Origin of the sequence: Rhodococcus sp. PAMC28707, assembly GCF_004795915.1 — a bacterium.
Classification (GTDB): domain Bacteria; phylum Actinomycetota; class Actinomycetes; order Mycobacteriales; family Mycobacteriaceae; genus Rhodococcoides.
The window spans coordinates 4,527,117-4,551,117 of the sequence record NZ_CP039253.1 but is presented as its reverse complement, the minus strand read 5'-3'; the positions used below and the strand labels follow the sequence as shown (position 1 = coordinate 4,551,117).

At 61.4% G+C, this 24,001-nt stretch carries 29 protein-coding genes; 18 read left to right on the top strand and 11 right to left on the bottom strand.

The window, feature by feature from the left end; genetic code table 11:
- Window positions 1-28: 28 nt before the first annotated feature.
- A complete protein-coding gene (locus E5720_RS20765) occupies window positions 29-556 on the bottom strand; it encodes a hypothetical protein (RefSeq protein ID WP_136172193.1) in 528 nt (175 codons plus the stop codon).
- A 257-nt stretch (window positions 557-813) separates the two neighbouring features.
- Window positions 814-1,263, bottom strand: a complete 450-nt coding sequence (locus E5720_RS20760; protein ID WP_136172192.1) for a hypothetical protein — start codon at window positions 1,261-1,263, stop codon at window positions 814-816.
- Window positions 1,264-1,441: 178 nt separating this feature from the next.
- Between E5720_RS20760 and E5720_RS20755 the strand changes: the two genes are divergently transcribed.
- The 3 genes from E5720_RS20755 to E5720_RS20745 all read left to right on the top strand — a co-directional run bounded on the left by E5720_RS20755 (window position 1,442) and on the right by E5720_RS20745 (window position 3,743).
- Window positions 1,442-2,098, top strand: coding sequence for a hypothetical protein (locus E5720_RS20755; RefSeq protein WP_136172191.1), 657 nt, complete (start codon window positions 1,442-1,444; stop codon window positions 2,096-2,098).
- 253 nt (window positions 2,099-2,351) lie between these two features.
- The gene (locus tag E5720_RS20750) at window positions 2,352-2,981 is read left to right on the top strand and encodes a hypothetical protein (RefSeq protein ID WP_136172190.1); all 630 of its coding nucleotides are present in this window, start codon (window positions 2,352-2,354) and stop codon (window positions 2,979-2,981) included.
- A gap of 258 nt (window positions 2,982-3,239) precedes the next feature.
- Window positions 3,240-3,743, top strand: coding sequence for a nucleoside deaminase (locus E5720_RS20745; RefSeq protein ID WP_136172189.1), 504 nt, complete (start codon window positions 3,240-3,242; stop codon window positions 3,741-3,743).
- On the opposite strand, the gene E5720_RS20740 is transcribed toward E5720_RS20745, so the two are convergent.
- Window positions 3,729-3,980 (bottom strand): hypothetical protein, encoded by a 252-nt coding sequence (locus E5720_RS20740; protein WP_136172188.1) that lies wholly within the window; start codon window positions 3,978-3,980, stop codon window positions 3,729-3,731. The two genes, E5720_RS20745 and E5720_RS20740, sit on opposite strands and share 15 nt — an antisense overlap.
- A gap of 130 nt (window positions 3,981-4,110) precedes the next feature.
- On the opposite strand from E5720_RS20740, the gene E5720_RS20735 reads away from it, so the two are divergent.
- The 3 genes from E5720_RS20735 (at window position 4,111) to E5720_RS20725 (ending at window position 7,550) form a co-directional block, all read left to right on the top strand.
- Window positions 4,111-5,451, top strand: a complete 1,341-nt coding sequence (locus tag E5720_RS20735) for a serine hydrolase domain-containing protein (RefSeq protein WP_247596070.1) — start codon at window positions 4,111-4,113, stop codon at window positions 5,449-5,451.
- A gap of 55 nt (window positions 5,452-5,506) precedes the next feature.
- Complete coding sequence (locus tag E5720_RS20730) at window positions 5,507-6,166, top strand: PadR family transcriptional regulator (RefSeq protein WP_136172187.1); 660 nt, start codon at window positions 5,507-5,509, stop codon at window positions 6,164-6,166.
- A gap of 160 nt (window positions 6,167-6,326) precedes the next feature.
- A complete protein-coding gene (locus E5720_RS20725; protein WP_136172859.1) occupies window positions 6,327-7,550 on the top strand; it encodes a lipase family protein in 1,224 nt (407 codons plus the stop codon).
- Between the two features lie 35 nt (window positions 7,551-7,585).
- Here the strand turns inward: E5720_RS20725 and E5720_RS20720 are convergent, their stop codons facing one another.
- Together E5720_RS20720 and E5720_RS20715 are read right to left on the bottom strand one after the other, a co-directional pair.
- Window positions 7,586-9,184, bottom strand: a complete 1,599-nt coding sequence (locus tag E5720_RS20720; RefSeq protein ID WP_136172186.1) for an amidohydrolase — start codon at window positions 9,182-9,184, stop codon at window positions 7,586-7,588.
- Window positions 9,181-10,149, bottom strand: coding sequence for a DMT family transporter (locus tag E5720_RS20715; protein ID WP_136172185.1), 969 nt, complete (start codon window positions 10,147-10,149; stop codon window positions 9,181-9,183). The genes E5720_RS20720 and E5720_RS20715 overlap by 4 nt, the downstream gene beginning before the upstream one ends.
- Before the next feature lie 54 nt (window positions 10,150-10,203).
- Here E5720_RS20715 and E5720_RS20710 point away from each other — a divergent pair, with 54 nt between their 5' ends.
- The 8 genes from E5720_RS20710 to E5720_RS20685 all read left to right on the top strand — a co-directional run bounded on the left by E5720_RS20710 (window position 10,204) and on the right by E5720_RS20685 (window position 14,917).
- Complete coding sequence (locus E5720_RS20710) at window positions 10,204-10,818, top strand: TetR-like C-terminal domain-containing protein (RefSeq protein ID WP_136172184.1); 615 nt, start codon at window positions 10,204-10,206, stop codon at window positions 10,816-10,818.
- 326 nt (window positions 10,819-11,144) lie between these two features.
- Window positions 11,145-11,306, top strand: coding sequence for a hypothetical protein (locus E5720_RS21785; RefSeq protein ID WP_168708391.1), 162 nt, complete (start codon window positions 11,145-11,147; stop codon window positions 11,304-11,306).
- A 768-nt stretch (window positions 11,307-12,074) separates the two neighbouring features.
- A complete protein-coding gene (locus tag E5720_RS20705; RefSeq protein WP_136172183.1) occupies window positions 12,075-12,368 on the top strand; it encodes a hypothetical protein in 294 nt (97 codons plus the stop codon).
- 17 nt (window positions 12,369-12,385) lie between these two features.
- Window positions 12,386-12,844: a DUF2871 domain-containing protein gene (locus E5720_RS20700; protein ID WP_136172182.1), complete on the top strand. Its 459-nt coding sequence runs from the start codon at window positions 12,386-12,388 to the stop codon at window positions 12,842-12,844.
- Window positions 12,841-13,002, top strand: a complete 162-nt coding sequence (locus tag E5720_RS21780) for a hypothetical protein (protein WP_168708390.1) — start codon at window positions 12,841-12,843, stop codon at window positions 13,000-13,002. Before E5720_RS20700 ends, E5720_RS21780 begins: the two co-directional genes overlap by 4 nt.
- The gene (locus E5720_RS20695) at window positions 12,999-13,751 is read left to right on the top strand and encodes a hypothetical protein (RefSeq protein WP_210729916.1); all 753 of its coding nucleotides are present in this window, start codon (window positions 12,999-13,001) and stop codon (window positions 13,749-13,751) included. The genes E5720_RS21780 and E5720_RS20695 overlap by 4 nt, the downstream gene beginning before the upstream one ends.
- Window positions 13,752-13,974: 223 nt before the next feature.
- A complete protein-coding gene (locus tag E5720_RS20690; RefSeq protein WP_136172181.1) occupies window positions 13,975-14,277 on the top strand; it encodes a hypothetical protein in 303 nt (100 codons plus the stop codon).
- A gap of 208 nt (window positions 14,278-14,485) precedes the next feature.
- Complete coding sequence (locus E5720_RS20685) at window positions 14,486-14,917, top strand: glyoxalase (protein ID WP_136172180.1); 432 nt, start codon at window positions 14,486-14,488, stop codon at window positions 14,915-14,917.
- A 29-nt stretch (window positions 14,918-14,946) separates the two neighbouring features.
- Here the strand turns inward: E5720_RS20685 and E5720_RS21870 are convergent, their stop codons facing one another.
- Entirely contained in the window at window positions 14,947-16,104 is a 1,158-nt protein-coding gene (locus E5720_RS21870; RefSeq protein WP_210729915.1) for a hypothetical protein, read from the bottom strand.
- Window positions 16,105-16,223: 119 nt separating this feature from the next.
- Here E5720_RS21870 and E5720_RS20675 point away from each other — a divergent pair, with 119 nt between their 5' ends.
- A complete protein-coding gene (locus E5720_RS20675; protein WP_136172179.1) occupies window positions 16,224-16,880 on the top strand; it encodes a class I SAM-dependent methyltransferase in 657 nt (218 codons plus the stop codon).
- Between the two features lie 34 nt (window positions 16,881-16,914).
- Window positions 16,915-17,370: a hypothetical protein gene (locus E5720_RS20670; RefSeq protein WP_136172178.1), complete on the top strand. Its 456-nt coding sequence runs from the start codon at window positions 16,915-16,917 to the stop codon at window positions 17,368-17,370.
- Window positions 17,371-17,993: 623 nt separating this feature from the next.
- Here the strand turns inward: E5720_RS20670 and E5720_RS20665 are convergent.
- The 5 genes from E5720_RS20665 to E5720_RS20645 are packed head-to-tail and all read right to left on the bottom strand — an operon-like array spanning window position 17,994 to window position 21,077.
- Window positions 17,994-18,809, bottom strand: coding sequence for a cytochrome c biogenesis CcdA family protein (locus tag E5720_RS20665; protein ID WP_136172177.1), 816 nt, complete (start codon window positions 18,807-18,809; stop codon window positions 17,994-17,996).
- A complete protein-coding gene (locus tag E5720_RS20660) occupies window positions 18,806-19,438 on the bottom strand; it encodes a TlpA disulfide reductase family protein (protein ID WP_136172176.1) in 633 nt (210 codons plus the stop codon). Before E5720_RS20660 ends, E5720_RS20665 begins: the two co-directional genes overlap by 4 nt.
- Window positions 19,435-19,749: a hypothetical protein gene (locus E5720_RS20655; RefSeq protein WP_136172175.1), complete on the bottom strand. Its 315-nt coding sequence runs from the start codon at window positions 19,747-19,749 to the stop codon at window positions 19,435-19,437. The genes E5720_RS20660 and E5720_RS20655 overlap by 4 nt, the downstream gene beginning before the upstream one ends.
- A 58-nt stretch (window positions 19,750-19,807) precedes the next feature.
- Entirely contained in the window at window positions 19,808-20,443 is a 636-nt protein-coding gene (locus tag E5720_RS20650; RefSeq protein WP_136172174.1) for a vitamin K epoxide reductase family protein, read from the bottom strand.
- Window positions 20,418-21,077: a thioredoxin domain-containing protein gene (locus E5720_RS20645; RefSeq protein WP_136172173.1), complete on the bottom strand. Its 660-nt coding sequence runs from the start codon at window positions 21,075-21,077 to the stop codon at window positions 20,418-20,420. Before E5720_RS20645 ends, E5720_RS20650 begins: the two co-directional genes overlap by 26 nt.
- A gap of 135 nt (window positions 21,078-21,212) precedes the next feature.
- Here E5720_RS20645 and E5720_RS20640 point away from each other — a divergent pair, with 135 nt between their 5' ends.
- Together E5720_RS20640 and E5720_RS20635 are read left to right on the top strand one after the other, a co-directional pair.
- Entirely contained in the window at window positions 21,213-21,608 is a 396-nt protein-coding gene (locus E5720_RS20640) for a metalloregulator ArsR/SmtB family transcription factor (RefSeq protein ID WP_136172172.1), read from the top strand.
- The gene (locus tag E5720_RS20635) at window positions 21,601-23,829 is read left to right on the top strand and encodes a cation-translocating P-type ATPase (RefSeq protein ID WP_136172171.1); all 2,229 of its coding nucleotides are present in this window, start codon (window positions 21,601-21,603) and stop codon (window positions 23,827-23,829) included. The genes E5720_RS20640 and E5720_RS20635 overlap by 8 nt, the downstream gene beginning before the upstream one ends.
- The last annotated feature ends 172 nt before the right edge of the window (window positions 23,830-24,001 follow it).

Genomic DNA, 24,001 nt, shown 5'->3' with positions numbered 1-24,001 from the left:
AACTGCTCTCTCAAAGCTTGTCCAAATTTCAATGCCATCGGTGCCTCAGCGCCATGCCCCGGATCAGCATCAGCACGTTCAGGCTCAATCCCCAGCCGATCATGCACAACAGCACGCCCACGCCGGACTGACCGGTGATGTCCGTACTCGCCTCGACGCAGAACGCCGTCGAGAACCCGGCCGTAGTACCCAGAGCTGCGACGTACCCTCCGGTCACTTTCCAGCGCGACAAATGTGCGGCGAGGAAGCACAACAGCACTACCGTCGCACCACAGGCGACGACTTGCCACGTCGGGAACTGATTCGGCGCGGGAAGTCCGGGCCCTCGGAACTCACCTCTCTGCTCGGCAGACCAGCTCAGCCAACCTGCGCACGAGGCGAATCCGAAGACGAACGCGAGGAGTCCGGTGGCCCACAACCCCAGACGGCCGTTGCCCATAATTTCGTTCCGCTTCGAGGACTTACTCCATAGGAGAAGTGCACTGAACATCGAAGGCACGCCAACGAAGATGAAGGTGATCCATAGAAACTGGGACCACGAAAAATCGTTTGTCATGTTCGTTCCCAACCCTCGTCAGTGTGACGCCACAGCGTCGGTTCGTCATCGATCTCGATGACATTGGGATCCAACCAGAAGGTGGCGTCAGGATCCCACCCCACCGAGCAACGTCGATCGTTTGTTGTCGGACAACGAGATTGCGATACCGGGTGTAGTCGAACAAGCAGGATTAGCCATCAGCAAGGGCGTCGACTGAGCCGTCTACTCAGGCTGTGGAGTGTAGGACATCGGAATCCTCTGCAGTGCTGGACAAACTACCCATGCCAGGCACTGCCGCCGACATTCTCAATAGTCCGTTGCAGCACTTCGATGGTTGTTACGAAGTCTGCTTCGCTGATGCCCTGCATCCGTTCTTCTTGGAGCCTGCGCTGGATATCCGATCCAACCCGAAACTGTTCGGCACCGTGCTCGGTCTGCTCGATAACCGAACCAGCCAGATGAACGAAGCCTTTCGCGACCGACGATTCGATCGCCTCGATGATGGCTTCCGGTGTGTCGTTGTGGCCGAGCTTCTCGATCGTCTCTTCCCGGTCGACACCGTCGGGAGACAACGAAAGCTGGTGAAGAAGCCACCATTCGGACTGCGAGAGCCCTACCTCATGTAGTGCGCTGCGGGTACGAGCGCGAATTGCCTCGCCAGCTCGCACGGTCCAGAATCCGAGGGGCTGGCGGTTCGGTGGTTGCATGGCTATCGGTGGTGTCATGAATCCGACGATAGAACCCAACCCACGGTTGGGGTCAACTCGGCACGATAACTCGTACCGGGCGCGAAATCACCCAAGGGCGCATTATCCTTTACAGAAACCGAGACGAATTATTCCCATTCCGCATGAGACATCTCGGGAACGGCCGTGGCAGCCGAGCGGCCTCTAGAGTCGTGAGATGACTACATCGCCGGGATCTGTGACCGCAGACGACGTGCTCGAAACAGCCACGGCCGCTGCCTCAGCACTGCGCAGTGCCGCTCCGTACGACTGGTCTGTCGCCGCAGGCGACCTGACGTGGACCTGCTGGGAGACGGTCGAACACACTGCAGACGACTTGTTTTTCTACGCAGCACAACTCGGTGCGGGCGGTACACCCGGCAACCTGCCGATCGACGCGCGTTCCAGACGGCCGAGCGGTCCAGAGAACTCGATCAGTGTCGATCCGGACAACGGTGTCGAAGGGCTGCTCGACGTGTTCACCGCCATGGCGGCCCTACTCGCAGCGATAGTACGAGTCTCACCGCGGACAGCCCGAGCACATCATGTGTACGGCCTCGCGGATCCTGAAGCGTCAGCCGCTATGGGTGTACTCGAGACGGTCGTCCATACCTTCGACGTAGCGGCTGGTCTCGGCGTTCGGTGGCGAGCAGACGACGCGGTGTGTACCCGGGTCATCGCCCGACTTCTACCCGAAATCGAGCCGACCGACGACGGTTGGTCCACCCTGCTCTGGTCCTGTGGGCGTATCGACCTACCCGGGCGGCCTCGCCGTGAAAAGTGGACTTGGGACAACACCATTCGCGTTCCGAGCCACGCCGCTAGTTCACGGTAACCCTTGCAATCCTCACCAAAGCCCCCCGCAAGCAGTGAGACCTGCTCGGGCACCATCGATCCCGCGACCTGAGTAGGGCAATCCAATGTGCCTACTCACGGCCCTTTTCACCGACGATGGTCAGGCCCCGCTTTTTCGACGCGTCGATCCTTACCGCTCTTAGCTGCCCAGATCCCGCTCGATAACCACTTGGCACCACCACAGGCGTCGGAACTCCAGACTCGTATCAGTAGAGGTATGCAAGAGTGTTCACGTGATCGAACCGCAGCCCGCCGACGTCATCGCTGCGGTGATGGCACTGACCCCGCTGAGCGCCGTCTCCGACACAGATCAACGCTGGCAAAAGGTTGCTGCGCCTACCGACTGGACAGCCGCGCATACAGTCGCTCATATCTCCGACGCACTGGTCTTCTACTGCGGGCAGGTCGCGCGGCGCGCGTGCCACGCATTACCCGTGGTCCGCAATGGGCGGGTTGGACATCCGTCAGAGCAGTTGGACAACGCCGTGACGAGCGCTCACATGCTTGCAGGGCTCCTCAGAGATCTCGGCTCCGAACGCGCGTGGCATCCCAGCGGGAACGCAGATCGAGCAGGGTGGGTTGCCATGGCGGTCACCGAGATTCTCGTGCACGGATACGACGCTGCGCAGGCACTCGAAATCGACCTCCAATTGCCCGATGCGATTTGCGACCGGACCGTATCGCGGGCATTCCCTTGGGTTGGCCCCGACTACGCGTCCTCGGACAGACTGCTACTCGCGGTGACCGGCAGGATCGAGATCCAAGGCGTGAAGCAAGATCCGCAGTGGTGGTGGCAATCAGCACCGCTCCAGGAGTGGGACGGAAAACCGAGGCAACGAACCATCCAACCCAGATGGTCGTAAGCTCGGGCAACGGCCTCACGCTGGTCGCTCTGGCGTTTGTCGGCCTTGTGATCCACCGAATCGATAACGGCAAACGAATCGATAACGAACAGTCCGATGGTGGCGTCGAACCAGCAGTCGTTCACCCGGTAGAATGGCTCTATCGCTCGCCCGTCCGCGTCGACGAGCACGACCACAAAACAAAAACAACCCGGTACGTCGTCAAGCTGGGACGCTCTCGCTGCTGATCCTCGGATCCTGACAGGGCACACTCGGGATATGACGTTTCCTGATTCCGGCGATTTGGCCCATATCCATCGATGCGTCGAGCTCGCTCGCGAGGCGCTGGACGCAGGTGATAAACCGTTCGGCTCCGTGCTCGTCGACGCCGAGGGCCGCGTGCTGTTCGAGGATCGCAATCGTGTGAGCGGCGGTGACTCCACTCGCCATCCCGAATTCACCATCGTGGAATGGGCCGTAAAGAACTTGAGTAGTGAAGATCGTGCACGGACAACGGTCTACACATCGGGCGAACACTGCCCGATGTGCTCTGCCGCTCACGCCTGGGTAGGTCTCGGCGACATCGTCATTGCGGTGACGAGTGCCCAACTCGCTGCATGGCAGCAGGAGTGGAACGTCGATCCTGGACCGGTTACACCGTTGCCCATCAGCCAAGTGGCACCATCGGTCACGGTCCGAGGACCCGTCGAGGACGTCCGCGACGAGATGCGGTCACTTCATCGTCGCAATGTAGGCCTGTCGGACGAATCAGTTTCCAGCTGAACGGGCCAGGACCAACCTCCCGCTCACCGGTTCGACGTCCGCCGATGTGCCGGTCTTTCCGACCACCGCACCCTTCGCGGCACCGTCGACACCCACACCCACCAGCGAGCCGCACTCGCCGAGTATCGGTTGGCCGGCCCAGAAGGTGTCCGCCCACGACTGATCGCTGACCAATTTCAACCAGGTGACGATCGCCTGCGGAGTCGCGGTAACCGCGAGGAGCTGTCCGGCAGTCATCGTGCACCTGGCTTTCGCTCGAACTCTTGGTTTCAAAACGTAGCCTGATAATGCTGCAATGTGCATCATGCAAGTTGCATAATCGAGGGAGGAACCATTATCACCCCCTTCGCCCACCCAGGAGCTCACGATGCCTCCACTGACGACCCGCTCTCCCAGACGTCGGCAAGCTGCAGTTGCCGCGATGCTCACGGTGATCACATTCACCGCCTCGTGCTCGTCGGACACGAGCCCTCCGACTTCCGACTCGACAGCTACCGCGTCGTCGGCTACGAGCACGCAGTCCGGTGATAGCGCGTTGGTGCCGTTCGACACCGCCGCGATGGATGCAGTCGTCGACGAAACTGCACAGGAATTACGCGAAATCGGTATGGTCGTCCTCATCGAGACCCCCGATGGAAAGTATACAAATAGCTGGGGTGCAACAGAACTGGGCGGAACCGAGACACCGACGCTCGATACGAGCATCCGTATCGGATCCAACACGAAGACGTGGACGGGTACCGCCATTCTGCAGATGGTCCAAGAAGGAAAGCTGTCGGTCGACGACCCGGTGAGCAAGTACCGACCCGACGTGCCGAATGGCGAAAACATCACCATCGGACAAATGCTCGATATGCGTAGCGGACTCTACAACTACACCGAAACCGTGGAGCTCAATCAGGCCTTGGACGACAATCCCGCACGGGTATGGACACCGGAAGAACTTGTTGCACTAGGACTTTCCAATCCGGCCTACTTTCCTCCTGGTGAGGGGTGGCACTACTCCAACACCAACACGGTGCTCCTAGGCTTGATCGCCGAAAAACTCGACGGAAAGCCGATCGATCAGATTTTCCAGGATCGGTTCTTTTCGAAACTGAACATGAACGGGACCTCGTTTCCCGCGAACACCGATACCGCAATCCCCGTTCCGTTCGCGCGGGGATACTCCTACAACGGCAACATCGAGACTCTCGGTGAGGGTAAGGATTCGCTGTCGCCGGAGAGACTGGCCGAGATCGAGTCCGGGTCCGTATCACCGCGCGATACGACTGGCGACAATCCTTCATGGACTTGGTCTGCGGGACAGGGGATCTCGACGGTCAACGATCTCGCGACGTGGGTACAGGCGATGGTGAAGGGTGATCTTCTCGACGAAAAGACACAGAAGCTGCGGATGGACAGCGTCGCTTCCACAGACCCTGAATCACCTAAGGCCGCCAACTACGGGTACGGCATCGCACAGATGGGCCCTCTCTTCGGCCACACAGGTGAGCTGCCAGGCTACAACTCGTTCATGGGGTACGACCCCGTCAACGACGTGACGATGGTCATTTGGGGGAATCTTGCTCCGACAGCAGAAGGCAAAGCCCCTGCCGCACGGCTAGCGGAGAAACTGATCGGCTATGTCTACGCGACGACCGGTGGGAACGACAACGAAAATACCGCCGACGACATCGGCGAGGTAGGTGAGACGGAAGGCAACTGAGTCATTCATTAGGCTCGGTGCTTTGCATCGGTAAGGACCCGGAGGGAATATCAGAGTGGCTCGTGAGGATTTGAATACGACGTCGTATGTGATCCTCGGATTGCTGGTGTCGCGAGATTGGTCGGCTTATGAGATCGCAGAACACTTCGGCAAGGGCATCGGCGAACTGTGGCCACGCGCGGACAGGCAGCGCTACAACGCCCCCAAGAAGTTGCTGAACCTCGGACTGGTTACTGCTACGAACCAGGCGGTCGGTGCTCGAAACAGGACTGTCTACTCGATTACAACGGCAGGACGCGATGCATTGGCGTCGTGGCTTCCGACAGAATCGCGTCCTTCCGCTTTCGAGTTCGAGGGCATGATCCGCGTGCTGGTGGCGGAACAAGGAAACATCGACGATCTGAGGAACAACCTCGTGACCATGCGCGATCAAGCGGCCCAAAGCCGCAGCCTGTTCGGAATGAACGCCGTCCTGATCAGAGAGACAGACGGTGGATCCTTCCCGGAGCGCGAACACCTCATGGCGCTGGCCAACAACTTCATGATGGGGCACTTCAGCCACATCGTCGAATGGGCCGAGTGGGCCCTCGGTGAAATCGCGGACTGGCCCGACACCATCTCCCCCGCTACCAGCCACCATCAGCGCAGCCGCGCAATTCTCGCGGAGTCGGCCGTTTTCGCTCCCACCACCGGTAAATTTCCTACTCCGAAGTAATGAGCGTTCGCATCCGAAAGGAGGGCCTGCGGAAGAACCGACGAGCCGGCACCGTCGGGAGGCAGATCCGACCTACAGAGGGGTAACAATTCCCATGATTCGCCGCAGAATCGAAGCGACCAGCCGTCTTGCCGTCCTGACAACCGTGGCGCTCGCGGTGATGAGTTCTGCGACCGGATTGGCTGCCGCCGAACCGGCTTCACCGGCAGCGGTTCAGCCATTGCCCTCGGCCGATCCGTTCTACGACTGGACCGACTCCCTCGACACTTCGGCACCTGGTGCTGTCCTACGGACTCGGCCCGCGGCGTTCGGCGCGCCTGGAATTCCTACACCGATCACGTCCACGCAGGTGCTCTACCGGACGACCGATCAACAGGGCAGACCAGTGACGACAGTCGCGACGGTTCTGCGACCACTCGCCCCAGGACCGACCAAACTGATCTCGTTCCATACCGCTTACGACGGACTCGGCACCGAATGCGACCCGTCGTACACCCTGAGCGGACACGGCGACAACCGTACCGCGACGATCGAGCAGACCGTCATCGCCGGGTACATGGCCGCCGGGTACACCGTCGTCGTCCCTGACTACGAGGGCGAGGATCTCGAGTGGACCATCGGACGCCAGTCGGGCTATGCGGCACTCGACGGGATCCGCGCCACGGAATCGGTTCTCGCACTGCCTGCGTCGACGCCGGTCGGGCTCATCGGTTACTCGGGTGGATCGGTGCCCACGCAGTGGGGCGCCGAAGTTGCCCCACAATACTCACCCGAGCTGAACATCGTCGGTGCCGCAGCAGGCGGCCCGCCGGTCGATTTCGCCCGAAACCTGCCCTACGTCAGTGGGTCCAAGGATTGGGCCGGTGTGATCCCCGCCCTGATCGTCGCCTACCAACGGGCCTACGGCATCGACACCGACGCATTTCTCTCGGACAAGGGCAAGAACATCGTCGACGCCGTGCAATCGAACTGCATCGGCGGTTTCGCCTCCAGCTACCCCGGGCTGACCGACGCCGAAATGCTCGCCGCGCCGTACACGTCCCTACTTCAGGTGCCCGCGGCAGTCGAGGTCGTCAACGACAACATCATGGGAAGCACTGGAACACCAACCGTCCCAATCTTTCTCGGGGTCGGTAATTCCGACGGTATCGGCGATACGGTAATGGTCACCGGCGATGTGGAAGGGCTCGCGCACGAGTACTGCAACCGTGGCGTCGCAGTCACCTACGCCCAGTACACCGGCCTGGACCACACCGAAGCGTTCGCACCGTTCCAGGCCCAAGCAGCCCAGTTTCTCACTGAACGTTTCGCCGGCGCCGCACCGACGAAAAATTGCGCAGTGATCGGACCAGGAAACGATCTGACTCCAACACCCATCCCCTGAGTATTCGATCGACACAGGATCACTGTGCAATGGGCCTACGCATCCTCGAAGACCGTCTCACCGCCGACAACGGTGCGAAGAACCTTCAGTGCCGACAGATCGACCGGGCCTTGCTCAAGTGGATCGCCGTCGAGCACCACAAAATCTGCCAACAGACCAACGGCTATCCGACCCTTGTCAGCGGCTTCTCCGGTAATTTGCGCAGCAGCACTTGTGTAGCCGGACAACGCAACGTCGGCGCTCACCCGTTGCTCGGCGCCCAGTACGTGACCCTCACGGGTCACACGATGCACGGCGGTATTCATGGTGAAGAGCGGATCGACAGGGGTCACCGGACAATCACAATGCAAAGCGAAAGGAAGGCCGGCCGCCACTACCGACGCAACCGGGCTGATCCGCTCACCGCGCCGCTGTCCCAGGAACCGATCGCGGTGTCGATCACCCCAGTAGTAAACGTGATTGACGAAAATAGAAGCCACAACGCCTATCTCGACCATTCGTTCGATCTGATCGTCGCGCAAAGTCTGCACGTGTTCGAGGCGATGCCTGATATCGGTTTCAGGGTGCTCAGCCTGAGCCGCCGCAATAGCGTCGAGCGCAAAATCGATGGCCTGATCGCCGTTGGTGTGAATTGCAAGCTGACGCCCTGCGGCATGATGTTCGTTCACCAGTGCGCCTAGCGAGCCGGCCGGTATTGCCATTCCGCCGCAATGGCATCCACCCAAATCGTGGTAGGGCTCGGTCAATGCTGCGGTATGCAGCTGGATCGAACCATCCGAAATCAGCTTGACCCCTCCCACATTCACCAAGTCGGTCGGTTCGGGAATTTCGCCCAGCTGATCGTGGACGCCGTGCCCGAGGTACAGACGCGCTCGCAGTTGCAGTTCGCCGGTCTCTTCGAGTTCACGGTAAGTGCTGTACATGTCTTTCGTCACGAACATGTCATGGAAGCTAGTAATACCCACCGAGGCCATCACTTCCTGAGCGCGCAAGAGAGCGAGACTCGAGGCTTTGGGGTCGACGGCCGGGGTCAATTTGTACACCAGGGACATTGCCGGCACTTCACACAGTTCGCCGGTCGGAACACCGTCAGCCCCACGAACGATGACTCCGCCCTCCGGATCGACCGCCGTAGCGTCGATACCGCACATCTCCAGGGCCACAGAGTTGACGTAGACGCCGTGGCCAGACAAGTGACGCACCATGATCGGATGCTGTACCGATGCCCGATCGAGATCAGCCGTCGTCAATCCCCGATCTTCGGCCACCAGGCTGTCGTCGAATCCCCACGCCTGGACAAGCTCACCGGCCGGTGTCGTCGCCGCACGCTCACCCAGCGCAGCGATGACCTCCTCGATCGTGGGGCATGCACCGGTCGTCGCATTGACGTTACTGAGCCACATCCCCCACATCATCGGGTGCAGATGCGTCTCGATGAATCCCGGAACGACCACTGCCCCAGCCAAATCCACCACCGGGATGTCGGGACCGGCCAACGCGGTGATCTCGGCGTCGGATCCGATCGCGACAAACCTGCCGCCCTTCGTGAACAATGCCGTCGGCGCGGCGACAGAAGCATCGTCCATTGTCTTGATGTCACCATTGATGTAGATACGGTCGGCCCCGACGGTCATGCTTCGATCTCCATTCGTCTGCCGACAACACGCGTCGGTATTTTCACTACAGGCTGGCGCGTCGCGACAACCACTCCGGCAAGAATCAGCACCGCGCCCACAATCTGTACGATGCTGGGGATTTGAGAAAGCAGGACAGCACCGAACAGCAGCGCCGACGCTGATTGCAGCACCAGGCTGGCTGCGATATTTCCCGCCGGCAACCGTTGGCTGGCACTCGCTACCAAAAGCCAGCCCACTACCTGAGATACCAAGGCCAACAAAATGAGCCAACCTTGCGCCGCCAAAGGTGGTGCAAGATCAAGAGTTCCGGTGACCACGCCGAACAATCCGGCCGTCACACCGGTGGCCGCAGTGGAGACCAGCATCGGCAGGCCAGTCCTACCGGCAGCACGCGTCGCCAAGCCCATCATGAAGATGTACACGGCATAGGCTACTGCTGCAATGATCGCGAAGGAAGCACCTACCGTCGGATTGGCTCCAGTCAGCGAGGTACTCATTCCCGCAACAAGCGCGACGCCGACAAAGAGCAGCGGCATACTCGTCAGTAGTGCCCGAGTGATGCGCTGACGCATGACCACGTACCCGAGGATAGCCACGAACACGACCTGCAGGTTCAGTAGAACCGTCGACAGCCCAGCGCCGATCGAGTGGATCGCCTCGTGCCAGAGCACCAGGTCGATACCCAGGAACACTCCAGCGACGACGGCTTTGGTCACCCACCGACCGGGAGTCGGGTGTGCTTGCGGGCGCCGTCGTTGCACGAGGACAACGATCACGAGTGGGATCAAAGCGTAGAGACACCGAAAGAATGCGCCGGTCGCGGGCGAGACACCGGACAGGTCGTACAAGATCGAGGTCATTCCCAGGATGCAGGCGCCCGTGACAACTACCTGCAGATCTCGACGACGTCGAACATCGCGAGTTGCATCGGCAATAACACCTGGAGATGCCTCATCACTCATGGTGATAAGTTATCACTTTCTTATCGCCGCGTCTCCACAAGGGAAGATGTTCACATGAGAATCCCGGTCACCCGCGAACGCATCATCACCGCCGCCGCCGAACTCGTGGACAGTCACGGGCCCGACGCCCTGGTCCTCAGTCGACTCGCCGACACCCTCGACGTCCGACAGTCAGCTCTGTACAAGCATGTGACCGGTGTCGACGACGTCCAGCATCAACTCAGCCTGCTCGCGCGACAGTTACTGGCAGAGGACCTCCGCGCAGCTGCAGTCGGGCTCGCCAAGGACGATGCAGTCATCGCGCTCGCCGACGCGTGGCGTAATTTCGTTCGCTCGCACCCGGGGCTGTACGCCATTACCGACCGCTACCCCACCGCCCCGCACGCCGACCTCGTGGCCGCCGTCGGTGAGGTTGTCGACGTCATCAATCGCGTCATTGCCGGCTATGGATTGAGCGCGGATGATTCCGAACAGGCAGCATGGTCCCTGCGCAGCGCTCTGCACGGGTTCTGTGTCCTCGAAGCGCAGGAAGGCTATCCGGCCGGTGCAGACCCCGACCGCGTGTACCGACGCCTGGTAGAACTGTTGTGCGCTGGCGTCATCGGCGTACTTACCGCACCTGCCACCGGTGAAGATAACGGTCCGGTCGACGAACACAGTTTTTCCTGAAAGCACCTGCCAACGAACGCATTCAGCACGCGGGGACGACCGGCCGTGCCGCATACAACTAAGCACAGAACGATAGTCCTGTCGGACCCATCTCGGCGATCGACATCAGTTCGTCGGAGTTCGCACCGTCTCGCGCATGGGACGACATTCCACTGTGGACAGCCATTACAAAGCTCGCGAGCTGTTCCCGGTCGGAGATGAGTGCACATCGCTCTCTGCGATGCCGCGGGTAGCACGATCCACGAGGCGCTGACGTAGGATTTCACGCCGGCCGGCCAGTCGCGGCTCCGTCGCTATGAAGCAGCCGGGGGCGTTCCCTCGTCCGTATGAGCAAAGGCGCTCAGGTGGAGAATTTCGGCCTGTCGAAAGCCGCTGCTCGGAGCTCGACCGACGCAACTCGGATCGAACCAGCAGCCCAAGGAACACAGGTCAAAGCAGGCCTGCACCTCGATCCGACCGAACGCTACGGGACCATGGTCCGCGCGTAACCGAACGAGAGGGCAACGCCCGCTTCCATGTGAGCTTGGTAGCGCGGGTCTTTCTCGAGGCGTTGGTCATTGGGCAGACACCAAGAGCGTCGGCGGAGTCCCGAACTCGACAAACGAGCCACACAGGTGAACCTTTAGGAATCGTTTCCAGGCTCCGAGCCTGAGGAGATTCGGTACGGACCTTCACACTCAGTCATGGCAGTCGATTTTCCAAGTAATGAGCGGGTTACGGGGTTCGGCAAATTCGCCGTTGAGGTACCGGCGGAAGATCCGGAACGGCCTTTCCCCGGCGCTGGCATCCGACTGCTCCTTTTGGGGCCACTGTGCACGGAGCACAAACATCGACGGCGATGACAGCGCTATCGGATATTCTGAACGATCGTAGAAGGATCGGGCGAAGTCGAACAATCCATAAAGTCTTCGGGCCGGAGCGCCTCGTCGCTGCGGCGGAAGAAAGTCGATGGGAAGGCCCATACAGTCGCTGCAATGGTTGCCGTCCACAAGGCGCTGCGGCGCAGGGAGATTTTCGTTGTCGGCGACGCCCGCAGCAGCGGTCCCACCGCCGTTCCGACGGCCGCGACTCATCCTTTCGATTGACCCGAACATCAACCTTACGCACGACGACCTACGCCGATCACCCTGGTGGACTATGAATTATGGCTGTCCTTCCGATTCACGCACGGTTCCAAACAGATTCACCCACTCTTCCGACGCACTGGCGTCGCGTCGCGGGCACGGGTCTCACTCGGTGAGACATCAACGATTCTGTTGAAGGTAAGGGCCTTCGGCGAGCCTGTACTGGCACCGGGCCTGGCCCGCGCGCGATCCCTAGCATCGTATTCCGCTGCCGCAGAAGACGATCCGGAGATCAAGGTTCTCTGGCAAGTGTCCGTCGGATTCACCGACAAGGAGATCGCGAGCACGCCTGCGTCACCGAGGCGACCGTGGAGTCATCTCGTGCACATCTTCATCAAGCTCGACGTCGACAGCCATTCTCTGGCCGTGCACCTGGTACTGGAGACACGCATCCGCTGGCACCGCATCATCTGGAACAACCCTTGAAAACGAAAGGCCCCACTGTGAGGAAGCTCTACTACGCGTCCTTCGCCTACATGGTCGTCGGCGTCCTCGCCGGACTGTTCTACCGGGAGTTCACGAAGGCCGAAGATTTTCCTGAAGGCGAGTTCACCCAGCTGGGCGTCACCCACACCCATCTGCTGACCCTTGGCTTCATCGTCCTGCTCATCGTGCTCGCTCTGGAGAAGCTGTTCACCATCTCGCGCAACAAGCGTCTGTTCGGCTGGTTCTTCTGGCTGTATAACGCTGGGGTCGTGCTCACCACCGCGATGATGGTCTGGCACGGAAGCCTAACTGTCCTCGGCGAGGAATCGACCAGCATGATCTCCGGTATCGCAGGGCTGGGCCACATCCTTATCACCGCCGGAATGATCGTCTTTTTCATCGCTCTCGGACGGGCAATTACCCAGGACGGCCCGGCTGAGAGGCCCGTTCACGAACCCGAAGGTGCCCGCGCATGACACCAACCATGCTCGCCTCCGCCCAGCACATGGGCATCGTGTCCGCGGTGTTCCTCATCTGGGGCTTCGTCGGGACGGGTAATCTGCGCCGCGCTGCATGCGCCGCCGATACCCCACAACCGCGTAGTGACGCCAATTTCGTCGGAAAGGACGCATGATGCGTGCAATATTCGAGTCCATTTTCGACATCGGCTACCTAGTCACAATCTTCACCCTCGGAATACTGATCTTGCGCAGCGCTCCCGCGGTCCGCGGAAACACCACCGCCCAGATGGCGGGGTGGATCGCAATCACCCTCGGCTTCGGAGACTCGTTCCATCTCGTTGCGCGGATGTGGGCGCTGAACACCACCGGCATCGACGAACATTTTGTGTCGCTCGGCTACGGCAAACTGGTCACGGCTCTGACGATGACCGGTTTTTACGTGCTCGTCTACCTTCTCATCCTTCGGCGCTGGCCGAGTAACCACGAGGTTCGGACACGACCCACCCATCAACCGATCGGGCCAAACCCCGCACTCAGCGCGATCGTCTACGTCGCGGCGATCGTGCACATCTTGCTGGTACTGCTGCCGCAGAACGAGACCTTCACCCCTGATCCCCCGGTGATGTGGGGAATAATCCGCAACATCCCGTTTCTCGTCCTCGGCATCGTCATCATCGCGATGTTATGGAGCCGTGCACGACGCGACCCGTACTACCGGTTTGCGTGGCTGGCCGTCGCGCTCTCGTACGGCTTCTACATTCCAGTGGTGCTGTGGGCGCAGGCCAACGAGGCGGTAGGCCTGCTGATGATCCCCAAGACGCTCGCCTACGTCTGGCTCGTCGTCATGGGGTACCGGGCGTTCGCCAGGCAGCACACGGCGGTGTCCGGGAACGAAAAGGATGACCTGTCACGAATTTCATGACGTGACGGGGTCGTCACGTCATCGCGGTCCGGCCGTCGCGTCAGACCGAAATGCCGACCGCACATACGATAAGATCCCGCGTTTCAAGTCATCGAAACGGCAGACCACACGTGCATCGGGTCCGTAGTTGGAGAAACTTTTATGCCATTCGGTCATCGAGGGGCTCAGCGAGACCCTGGTACTTACGTTTGCGGAACGTCGGCACGTCTAAACGCTGGCAGGTGTGGCGTGGCGATTCGACGGTGCTGAACTTCGCCGGGAGATCGATCCCGCGTTACGGCGTTCGATGGAGTCGTGGGACCGCTCAGTCGCGTTCGTTCTCGCTCCGGTTCTGGATATCTCGGCGATGTACTCCCCGGGCGGTGGCATTGTTCGAACGTTCTCCGACACGAGAAATCTCGTCGAGACAGTCTTCTGTGATCCCCCTGCTCGTACCATTTTCGCCGACTGGGGGGTCGTCTACTTCCCCAGTCGACACGCAAACCGAACCGAAATCACCATTCTCCCTACCGCCCAAGCCATCTGACCCACAACACCACCGTTCCCGCCTTGGCACTTCGAGAACGGGAACTCCCGACCAATCACAGTGGGAGGAACACAACGTGGGTCTGCCCCATCGCGCAATCTCATTTCCGAGTGGCATTCCTTATGGCCGATGAGTTTCGATTCGACCACTCGTCTACACGCTGTACTGCCGATGAACCGGATGCCGCAACCAAGGAAGTGTGACCGTTATGCCCGCAAAGATCTCCGTGAGTTTCCCGACTGCAGACCTCGAACGAAGCAAGACTTTCTACACCGCTATCGGCGCGACCATCGATCCGCTCCTCACCGACAGTAGAGTCGCCTGCCTGGTCTGGGACCACGATCTACAGTTCATGCTCCTGACCCGTGAGTTTTTCGCCGAGTTCACCGACAAGCCTGTCGCCGACCCAGCCAAAAGCGCGCAGGTCCAGATTGCGCTGGCCCTCGACTCGAGGGGCGCCGTTGACACTGTCGTCCAGGCGGGTCTGCGCGCCGGGGGTTCCGAACCTCGGCCTGCCCAGGATCACGGTTTCATGTACGACCGCGACCTGGAAGATCCCGACGGCAACAACCTGGCCTTCGTGTGCGTGGCACCAGCGGCGGTCGAGCAGGACCTGAGCGAGACAGTCACCGCAACATAGCCGGTATCCCGACGCGAACCGGGACCGACTTATCCCACCAGTTCAGGGAATGCCTCGCGGAGTGCCGCGTAGAGAGCCGGGGTCCGTAAACCGTACGCATGCGAAGCGTGGACAATTGTCTCGATCGCAGCCCTGTGCGGATCCGGGTCCTGCGCGCTGAACAAGGTAGGAATGGTCATGAACCGGGGTTCGCCTCTACCGTCGAACGGAGTCCTCGGTCGATCACTGACGACTGTCGCGCTCGAAGACGTCGTGGCACCTCCACCCGCGAGATCCGCGAAAAGCGGCGCAAACGCATCGTTGATCTGCGCGATGTCTGCGAATGGTGCCGGAGGAGTTCGGTTCTCGGCCAGTGCATCGAGCGCCGGCCGCACCCACGGCAGGTCTGCTAGTCCAGCGTGGACGCATGCCGCTTTCGCGCAGTACACCGCGATGCGGCGCGCGGTCGCGGCGTCGGTAGCGAGGAGTCCGACTACGAGGTCGCGGTCGAACTCGGCGAGCGTCTGGCCGCCGTTGAAACCCGCGACCTGCTCGATCGGCTCCGGCCGAGCCAGACGTCGCTGTTCGAGGTCCACTCGCTCCACCATCTCCGTGCTCCCGTCCTCATGAAAGACGGTGATCCAACTCGGCTCCTCAATGCCGTACGGAACGGGCTCGGACATCAGCTCGGCATTCTCCGGCACGCCGTACCCGGGCATGTTCCACTGGATCGCTGGTCGCGTAGCCGTGCCGTCGTCAGGCCAGAGCCGAATTCGCCAAGTATCGCCCGGCGTGGTCTCACCTGGCCATCCGTAATTGACGAATCCGCGGCCCACCACCTGCACCAGGTACTTACCAGGCGGCACCGCGCAATCGACCGGACTCATGGTGGTCGAGTCGATCTGCACCACACCCTCGGGTCCCACCTCGAGGCGATCCTCACATATCTGCTGCCACTCATCGTCGTCACTGGGAGGACGTGCATCGAACAATTCGACAGCAATAGGCATTTCGAAGTTGTTCTGATGCGGGTTCAGCACCACCATCGTGAGGCCGTCACCCGAGTTCGGTTGCGCTGCAAGAGCGTATTCGAGAAGCGGGAACTCGTTCTCCTCGTCGCCCAAGCCTCCACGCAGGTAGAACTGGCCGTGGTCCATCATCAACGTCACATGCTGCGATGTCATCGGCTGCGAAAGTGGTTCGGTCATGACTGCACAGTGCCACGGCGTGGCACGCCCCCGCATCCTGAAAGCCGGGCGCACCTGAGGTGGGACTCATTCCCGGCATAATGATCGAACGCGTCCCGACGAGAGGTGCCAGACCCTTCATGAACAATGCAGACGACCAGCGACTTGCCACAGAGTCGATCGAACAAGGAGACCCGACAGGCTGGTTCGACAAGCTCTACCGCGAAGCGGCCGACGGTAACGCCGTCGTTCCATGGCATCGCGAGGAACCCAATCCGCTGATCGTGCAATGGGCACAGAGCCGTGTCGGAGGCGGAGGCACTGCCCTCGTGGTCGGATGTGGGTACGGGACGGATGCCGAATTCATCGCGTCCCTCGGTTACGAGACAACAGCATTCGATGTTTCCCCCACCGCCATCGACGCTGCGCGAACGCGTTTCCCCCAGTCGGCGGTGAACTACGAGGTTGCCGATGTTCTTGCGATGCCGACGCAGTGGCGGGGCGCATTCGACGTGGTGATCGAATCGATCACGGTTCAGTCGATGCCGCTGTGGGTGCGGTCCGACGCCATCACCGCGATTGCCTCGACCGTGTCGGCCGGCGGGACATTGCTGGTCGTGTCCGGAATCCGCGAGGAAGGCGTCGATGTCGACGGACCTCCATGGCCGTTGACCAGGACCGAGATCGAATCCTTCTCCTCACACGGTCTGACCACTTCCGAGATCGAACAGGTGACAGCCGAGAACCGTTGGCGAGCAACCTTCGTCAACAATCAGGGCGATACGACGGGCAACTAAGTCATGCGCTCACCGATGATTATCGGAACCCTCGTTGTGGCAGCATCGGCGAGCGGAATGCGGCAACGCCATAGACACGGACATCGTCGGTAGGACCGCACTGGCACGCGACGCCGACGGCTCCGTGCTGGTTCTGGTCGACGCATGCCGCGGCAGTGTCGATTCAGTCGGAATCTACGCCGGCCGCGACGGACTGGCCGATAGCGAGGTGAATCCGACCCTCGGCGAACTTCGAGCATCAAGCCCCCAATCGGGGCGAATCGAAGTGCCACTGACTGCACCCGCCGACCCGTGGGCTGCGGATAGTGCAGTCCAACTGTCGGAAGATCCCGATTCACTGTTCATCGTTATCGCATCTCTGCAAGACGAGAACGCCCAAGCGGCCCAGGTCTCGGCAACACAGAGCGAGGTGGACTCTCTGCCGCCAGGGCATGTCCTCACCGCGTCGTCACAGGTGGTCTCCGAAGCCGAATTTCACGACGCGTGCTGAACCAAGTCAGTGATCTATAACCTGTGTGAATCACCCAGTCATGTCCGGAGGTTTCGTTCTTTGGAGAAGGACGGAGCCATGTCCCCAGGCTCGCAGAGGTGGTGCCCACCTTAGTTGCGTGAATGTGCGGTGCGGATAGTCGCGCAAGTCCAGCTCGGACACGCCTCGGAACGGGCGGCGATCGAGTCGGTCGCAGGAAACCGACGCCTAATCTATGCAACGGCACCAAATTTGTGTCCATTGCGGGGCTGCCGCTGTCCTTTGCCGGTGTGGCCGACGAGAACCGAACACGGTTCGGGCAGTAAGAACAGTACTTACTCTGGTCACCAAACATCGCACTCCAGCTCTACGCACGCCCTCGCCGGATCGCGCTGAAGCACATATTCGGCGCCGAGATTTCTTGCCCGCAGCCCTGGTTCACTATGCGCGGGGCCGCGGAGCGCCGCAACAACGGCAGGAAGGCGCCGGTACCCGCCGCCGCAAACGGAAGCGGCAGATGATGGGAACCGGGTGACTCCCGCTCGGTATGCACGCTACGCAGCCTACGTCCGGCCTTGATCATGAAAAATGGTTCGGAGGGCCGAACTCTACAACGCAGGGTACGGATCCGCGCAGCGCTCGCCTCAGATTGGCAACACGACTGCACTGACGAATTCATTGCGTATCCAGGCGATGAACAGCCCCCACGCTCCTGTCAGCAACGCGACTCCGACGGCGATCATGATGATGCCGCCCGCTACCTTCAGCTTCTGCGAATTCCTTCGTAGCCAGCCGACGCCGCGCATCGCCGAACTCGAGCCGAACGCCAGGACCACGAACGGTAGACCAAGCCCAAGGCAGTAGGCGATGATGAGAGTGACGCCGCGCGCTGCCGTCGCGCCTTCGGTGCCGGCAGCAACGGACAGCACTCCGGCGAGGGTGGGGCCGAGGCACGGCGTCCATCCGAGCGCGAACACGCCACCGAGCAGCGGCGCTCCAGCAATAGACGAGATGTGTTGCGGCGCGAATCGAGTGTCGCGTTGGAATGCGGGAATGAACCCGATGAACGTCAAGCCCATGATGATCGTAATGACACCGCCGACGCGTTGAAGCACCTGTTCGTTGATGCGCAGGGTGCCGATGACCCCGAAGATCGAGGCGGTGGCGAGGACGAAAACGACTGTGAAGCCAGCTACGAACAATGACGCGGCGCCGGCCACACGCCAGCGGCTTGCCAGCTTCGGGGGCGCTCCACTGGTCGAGGCGCCGAGCGGCTGAGCGTCGGCGCCGACGATGCCCGCCAGGTACGACAGGTAACCCGGAACCAGGGGCACCACGCACGGTGATGCGAACGAGACCAAACCTGCGAGCATGCAGGCGGCGATCGCTAGAAACAGCGGTCCGCTCGATGCCGCATTCTGGAACGTCGAGCCGACGCCTTGGGCAAGAAGACTAGTCATTCGGCTGCTATCCGTTCGACGACAGGGAGTAGATCCTCGGTGAGAAGGGCACGCATGAAGACCGCCGCTACCCGGTGCTCTCGATCGAGTACCAGCGTCGAGGGAATCACGCTGGTCGGGTAGTTCCCACCGAGGGCGATCAGCGTCCGCATCGAGGGGTCATAGATCGAGGGGTAGGAGACGTTGTTGTCGACAACGAAGTCTTGGGCTTTGTCTTTCTGTGGATCTCGAACGTTGATGCCGAGGAACTGCACTCCGCTGTCTTTGGTGCTTTCGAAGACTTCTTCGAGATCGTCGGCTTCGCCGCGGCAGGGGCCGCACCATTGGCCCCAGAGATTGATCACGACGACGTCACCGCCGTAATCCGAAAGAGCGGTGTTCTTGCCTTCCTCCATCAGGTCAGGTCCCGCGAGTTCGCCTATGATTCCGCGTGTTTCGGGGGGATCATAGAAGATGTCGGTTCGACCGCCGGGTGCTACGAAGTCGAAGCTACCTCCAGATGACGTGGCGTCTGCGCCGGCGGAGCATCCGGAGACCAGAAGGACAACAGCAAGGACCGATGCCGCTACCGCGGCAGGCCGCCTGCCCTGTTCCGCTGTACGTGCCCACACAGGGCGGCAAACTCTCATGAGGTGAAATCCTTTACTGCAGTGCAGATCTGCTTTGTCGGATCGAAAACCGCAGCGTCGGTGACACGTGCGATGCCCCCGTCTTGGTTGAGGATGAAGCTCAAGGGCAGGACCGACGGAGCCGAGAGAGTGTCCTGGACGGCGCCGTCGTCGATGTAGTTCGGGTACCGAATGCCCAGTTGAGTCAGCAGCGCGGCCTCGTCGTCGGGTCGCGCCTCGACGGCGATTCCGATGCCCCGGATCGCCTCGGGTTCTTCAGCGATCGATAAAGCCACAAGCGCGAGCATCAGGATCGGCCAGCCGCGCCTCACGATCGAGACCTTATGTACCGAGAGTGCCGCGGCCGAGGTGCAAGCGTCCACGTTCGACTCATAGCAGCGTGGACCAGTAAGGCCAAAAGCGCTGCGCGATCAAGGCGATCACTGCGAGAAACCACACGGTCAGCGGAACGGAGTGATTACGTATCGACAACTCGATCCATCGCCGGAGAACGGGTTTCGACCTGACACAGTCGAGATTTCGCAAGGTGACGTACCAAAAGATCGGTACAGTGACCGCCCACACAGCCATGCAGTACAGACACAATGCACCGATCTCGTACAGCGACTGCACGATGAGCCAGTGCACGAATACCACGGCAACGGTGACGCCGACTTGCGTTGCAACCCAGAACCATCGATCGAACGCCGCACCAGCGAGAAGCGCAGCACCGACTGCGGCTACGACGGCGAAGCCCCCGATTCCGAGGAGAGAATTAGGAAATCCGAACGTTGACGCCTGCGGGGTGGCCATCACCGATCCGCAGTTGAGTACCGGGTTCATGCTGCAGGTCGGGGCATAGTCGGGGTCGAGCGCGAGAGCGAACTTCTCCACCGTGAGCACGACCGCTGTAATCAGTCCGGTCAGGCCGCCCGCCAGTAGTAGCCAGGGCAGGCTCCGGTCGAACGGTCTGCCCTTTGAATGCCTGGTGGCCGCGAGGTCAGCCAAGCGCAACGTCGAGGGCATCAGCGAGGTCTCCGTACGTGGTCGGTTCGATCTTGGTGCCATTGAGAAAGAACGTCGGTGTGCCCTGCACGCCGAGCGCCATCCCGTCCGCGACGTCGGTCTGAATGCGCTCGAGCGTCGCCGGATCGGTGTAGGCGGCGTCGAACGCGCTCATGTCGAGTCCCTGGTCGACTGCGAAACTTCGGAACAGATCGTCCTGCGGAGTCTGCTGTTCTCCCCACTGCGCCTGCGTCTCGTACATGCGCTGATACATCGCCTCGAACCGGCCCTGCTGGGCTGCAGCTTCGACAGCTCGTGCGGCACGTTCGGCATTGAAGTGGGAGGCGATAGGAAAGTAGCGGACCACGAACGTCACCCGGTCGCCATAGTCTTCACGCAATTGTTCGATCGCCGGGTAAACCGACCTGCAGGCCTCGCACTCGAAGTCGAGGAACTCCACGAACGTGACCCGGCCGTCGGGTACAGAGTTCAACCGGTGACTGTTCTCGCGCACCGCAATCGAGGCAGGGTCGGCCGTGGCCTGCTCAGTGGCCACCTCATCCGGGGACCGTGGCCTGTCCAGCACCAGCAGAAAAGTCAACGCGGCGGCGAACACGACCACCAGCGACAACGAAATCTTCAACGTTCGGCTCATTCAAATACCTTCTCGATTCGTTCCGACTGACTGGTGGACTCGATGTTGGCCGATTCAAACCAGCAACACACTAACAATCGTACGAATGTTAGCTGACGTCTTCCGCATCGATCGTATAGTTGTTAGATTGAGTCCATGTCCTTGGAACCTCTCGATTCGTGCGATCTGCTCTGCATGGACCTCCCCCACGCCGAAAGCGTCCGCGCCTTGCTTCCAGGTATAGGCGACGTCGAACGACTCGCCGACGCTGCGCGCGCGCTCGGCGACCCCACACGATTGACCATCGCGCTCGCGCTCAGCAGCGGCGGCCAAATGTGCGGATGCGACATCGCCTGGATCGTCGGAAAGAGCCAGAAACTCGTCTCGCACCATCTTCGGAAGCTCAAAGCTGCCGACACCGTGGAATCGACCCGAGCCGGGAAGTTGGTCATGTACTCGCTCACCGATCGCGGCTCGCGACTGCTCTCGGCCCTGACCGAACCACTGTCCCTCGCCTACTCCATCGAGCCGAACGGGGTCGAGCATGGCTGATGCATGCTGCGGACCCACCTCCACACCACCGTCCGCAAACGCCGTCGACCACGGCCGTGCCGTCAACGACACGGCCCCGAGGTTGTGGCAAGTCCGCGAATTGCAACTCGCCGCTGCGGCCGCGATCATCCTCGCCGTGTCGTGGTCGATCGGCCGAACGAGCGACGAGACAGTTGCCACCGTCGGCGGACTAATCGCCGCCGCCATCGCCGCTGCGACCTTCGCCCCCTCGGCGCTGAAGAACCTTCGACACGGCCGCATCGGCGTCGGAACGCTGATGACGATCGCGCTTGTCGGAGCCATCGCCTTGGGACAGATCCCGGAAGCTGCGATGCTCGGTATCCTCTTCTCCATCGCCGAAGGACTCGAGGAATACGCGGTAAACAAGACACGCCGCGGACTACGTGCCCTGCTGTCCTTGGTACCGCCGACAGCGTCGGTCATCCGAGGCGGTACCGAATCGGCCATCTCCCCCGACGACATCGCTATCGGGGACACCATGGTGCTGCGGCCCGGTGAACGCGCAGCGACCGATGGAACCATTTCCCTCGGGTCGACGAACCTGGACCTGTCCGCGATCACCGGCGAATCAGTCCCCATCGAAGCCGGTATCGGTGACGAGGTGCATGCCGGTGCCATCAACGGTGGCGGCGCCATCGAGATGATCGTCACCGCGCTCGCGTCGGACAGCTCCCTGGCCCGAGTCGTCCACATCGTCGAGCAAGCTCAGGACCGCAAAGGATCCCGGCAGCGGCTCGCGGACCGCATCGCCCGTCCACTCGTACCGTCGATCATGATTCTCGCTGCTCTCGTCGCCGGCGTGGGCGCGATGTTCGGTGACCCCATGCTGTGGCTCGAACGAGCACTGGTGGTGCTGGTCGCGGCATCACCGTGCGCGCTGGCCATCTCCGTACCGTTGTCGGTCGTCGCCGCCATCGGCGCAGCCAGCCGCAACGGGGCGTTGGTCAAAGGCGGTGCCGCAGTGGAAGAACTGGGCCGCATCCGCGTCGTCGCGTTGGACAAGACCGGCACCCTCACCGCAGGCACACCCGAGGTCGTCGACGTCGTCACCGCCGCGGGCATCAGCCGAGCAGACGCGCTAGCCGCCGCCGCTGCTCTCGAAGCGCGCAGTGAGCATCCACTCGCCCGCGCCATCCTCGCCTCCGTATCGACCGTCACGGCAGCCGACGATGTCACCGCAATCCCCGGATATGGCCTGACCGGCACCCTCGACAGTGCCAAGATCAGGCTCGGAAAACCGAGCTGGTTCGACACCGACATATTCAGCGCAGATATCGCCCGCCTGCAGAGCGCCGGTGCCACAGTCGTACTCGTCGAACGCGCAGGAGTTCTGATCGCCGCGATCGCTGTCCGCGACGAACTCCGGCCCGAGGCAGCGGACGCCATCCGCCAACTCACCGCCCTCGGGATCGACACCGCAATGCTCACCGGCGACAACGCCCTCACCGCGCGGGCTCTGGCCGCGCAAGCTGGCATCAACACCGTCCACGCGGACCTGTTGCCCGAGGAAAAGGCTGCGCTGCTGACCGACATCGCAGCCGGACGCAAAATTGCCATGGTCGGTGACGGGGTCAACGACGCTCCCGCCTTGGCGACCGCCGATATCGGCATCGCTATGGGCGCGATGGGAACCGATGTCGCCATCGAGACCGCCGACGTCGCCCTCATGGGTGAGGACTTACGGCACCTTCCCCAGGTACTGGCCCACGCTCGGCGTGCACGGCGCATCATGGTTCAGAACATCGCCCTGTCGATCGCAATCATCGGGATACTCGTCCCACTGGCCGCTACAGGTGTCCTCGGCTTGGCCACCGTGGTCCTCGTCCACGAGCTTGCCGAAGTTCTTGTGATCGCCAATGCAATTCGCGCCGCCCGCACCACGCCGTTGCACGGGTTCATCCCGCCGCCCGCCGGGTCGGGCACCCTCAACATCACTGTCGCACCTGCACCGGAGTTCGAGGATGCCTGCTGCGCCCCGTCGCCGAAGCCTGGGCGCGTCGCAGCAGGCACGCCGGGAAATCTTCCGGTCCCCGGCGTGCCTGCAATGGCGTCGGCAGTCGGACCCGACGGCGGTGGGTCAGGGCGCCCGCATGGATGTACCTGCGCACCTCCGAGCCCGCATGTAGCGATCGCGGGCATGGAAGAAGGTAGTGCTGTGGGTGGTAACCGGACTGCCAGCAAGCGGCCACAGCCGTCCTGAAACTTCAATGTCACCCTCCGTAAACCCGCGAATACCAGGAAACGAGGGCGGCTGACACTCGAGTCCATATGGATTCAAAGCAGAGGTTTCGATCGAGTTGTGAACCCAGTCACCTATTCGACCACAACGGCGGCCCCGGATTTCTCCGGAACCGCCGTCGTGGTCGATATGC